Below are 2,201 nucleotides of genomic sequence, written 5' to 3'. Positions count from 1 at the left end.
CGGTCGAGAATGGCGAAACGCAATTCCTCGTCCCATTCCCCCTGGAACAGCGCATGCTCGCGGAAATGCGCCTCAAGACGCATGCCCAATTGCTGGAGGAGGCGGATGGAGTGCTGGCTGCGCCCGTCGCAGCGCGCCGAAAGCCGGTGGATGCCGAACTGGGTGAAGGCCAGATCGAAGAGCGCATCCAAGGCCTCGCCCATATAGCCCTGGCCCGATTTCGCCGGGTCGATGCAGAAGAACACCTCTCCTTGTCCTGCCGTCGCATCGGCCCAGAGCAGGGAAACCTGCCCCACCAGCGCCCCATCGCGCTTGCAGACCAGGGCCAGGGTAAGCATGTCGCCCGGCCTTTGCAGGCTGACATTGTGGCGCATGATATCGAGCGCCAAGGCCGTCTCCTCGGCGTCCCGGCTGCGCTTGACCACGTAGCGCTGCACCGAGGGCAGGCTGTGATAGGCGCAAAGCGCGTCAAGATCGCCGCGCTGGAAACTGCGCAGGAAGAGTCTGTCGGTTTCGATGGGGAAATTCGGTGTCGTCATGATGCTGCGCTCCCGCCCGATTGCTGCATTGGCCCAAAGACGCAACGCCGCATCGAGTCGGTGAGTTCCCGTGCGCGGAATAGGCGCCCGATCACATTCTCAGAGAGCGCGCCTTGGCCGGAATTCGGGCCCCATGCCATTCGCGTCGCAGGATGGCGTAGTAAAATTCCTCGTCCCAGCCGCCCTTGAAGCGGGCATGCTCGCGGAAATGGGCTTCGCGCCGCATGCCCAGCCGCTGCATCAGCCGCCAGGAGGGAGCATTGCGCGTGTCGCAGCGGGCATAGACGCGATGGAGATCGGCTTCATCAAAGGCCAGGTCGAGCAAGGCGGCAGCGGCCTCGGTGGCATAGCCATGCCCCTGATGGGCGGGATCGAAAATCCAGCCCAATTCCGCCTGTCCGGCATCGAGATCGCGCAGGATGAGGGAGATTTCTCCGATCAGCGCGTCCTCCTCGGCCAGGTCCACGGCCAGTACGATCCGGTCGCCGGTTTCCCGCAACGCCACCTCGCCGATGCGCTGCTGCACCGCCAGCGCGCATTCGTCGCGGCTCAGCGGGCCGTCGAGCAGATAGCGCGCCACGTCCTCGCGGCTGCGATAGGCGTATACGGCGTCCACGTCCCCCCGGATGAAGGGGCGCAGGAAGAGCCTGTCGGTGCGCAAGGGATAGTCGGGTAAAAGCGGCATGCCACTCCCATTTTCAGCGGCGCACTCTTTCCTCTCCCGTCAGCAAATTCAAGAGAACTCTGCCTTGCCCGCCGCAAGGCGCCGTGCCAGCCTCCCCGTCATGTCCAGCCAACGCCGCCCCAATATCGATCTCACCACGACCTGCGATTGCCGGGCCGTCCGCCTTGCGGCCAAGGGCGAGGTCGTGTCGATGTTCCTGTGCTCCTGCCGCAATTGCCAGTGCGTCACCGGCACCGGCCATTTGAGCGTCGTGCTGTTTCCCCTCGATGGGGTAAGAGTGGAGGGAACGACCAAAACCCATGACCGGCCAGCCGAATCCGGGGCACTCTTCACACGGCACTTCTGCCCCGATTGCGGCACCACGCTTTATGCCCGGACCTCGCGGGCGCCCACGCTCTGCCTTTTGCCGGCCGGGCTCTTCGCCGGGCAGAACGATTGGTTCAAGCCGGGCCAGCTGCTTTTTGCCCGCAGTCATCCGGCCTGGGACCTGGTGGCCGACCACCTGCCCCGGCACCAGACCTATAGGCAGGAGCTATAGCCTCAAGATATCGGCAAGCCCCCATGCCGAGCCGCTCTTTGCGCTTTTCGCCTCCGATGCTATAGGGCACAACGAAACCGGCGCGCGCGCCAGAATGCGGATTCCATGGAGAATTTTCCAATGAGCAAGATCAAGGTCGCCAACCCGGTCGTGGACCTCGATGGCGATGAAATGACCCGGATCATCTGGCAGGCGATCAAGGACAAGCTCATCCATCCCTATCTCGACCTGCCGATCGAATATTACGATCTCTCCGTGGAAAACCGCGACGCCACCGACGACCAGGTGACGATAGATTCCGCCAATGCCATCAAGAAGCATGGCGTCGGCATCAAATGCGCCACCATCACGCCCGATGAGGCGCGCGTGGAGGAATTCGGCCTCAAGAAGATGTGGAAGTCGCCCAACGGCACCATCCGCAACATCCTGGGCGGCGTGA

General features: G+C 63.3%; 4 protein-coding genes. 2 read left to right on the top strand and 2 right to left on the bottom strand.

Annotated features, from left to right (window positions below; all coding sequences use genetic code 11):
* Together VDP82_RS17320 and VDP82_RS17315 are read right to left on the bottom strand one after the other, a co-directional pair.
* On the bottom strand, window positions 1-539 hold a 539-nt coding region (locus VDP82_RS17320; protein ID WP_323016068.1), incomplete at its 3' end, for a GNAT family protein.
* A 91-nt stretch (window positions 540-630) separates the two neighbouring features.
* The gene (locus VDP82_RS17315; RefSeq protein WP_323016067.1) at window positions 631-1,224 is read right to left on the bottom strand and encodes a GNAT family protein; all 594 of its coding nucleotides are present in this window, start codon (window positions 1,222-1,224) and stop codon (window positions 631-633) included.
* Between the two features lie 100 nt (window positions 1,225-1,324).
* On the opposite strand from VDP82_RS17315, the gene VDP82_RS17310 reads away from it, so the two are divergent.
* The gene (locus tag VDP82_RS17310; protein WP_323016066.1) at window positions 1,325-1,762 is read left to right on the top strand and encodes a GFA family protein; all 438 of its coding nucleotides are present in this window, start codon (window positions 1,325-1,327) and stop codon (window positions 1,760-1,762) included.
* A 120-nt stretch (window positions 1,763-1,882) separates the two neighbouring features.
* A partial coding sequence (locus VDP82_RS17305; protein WP_323016065.1) for an isocitrate/isopropylmalate family dehydrogenase occupies window positions 1,883-2,201 on the top strand: 319 nt, incomplete at its 3' end.

The sequence above is a fragment of the Devosia sp. genome (genome assembly GCF_034675085.1).
Lineage (GTDB): Bacteria > Pseudomonadota > Alphaproteobacteria > Rhizobiales > Devosiaceae > Devosia.
Note: the sequence above shows the minus strand (reverse complement) of the source record. Positions and strands in the feature narration are given on the sequence as shown.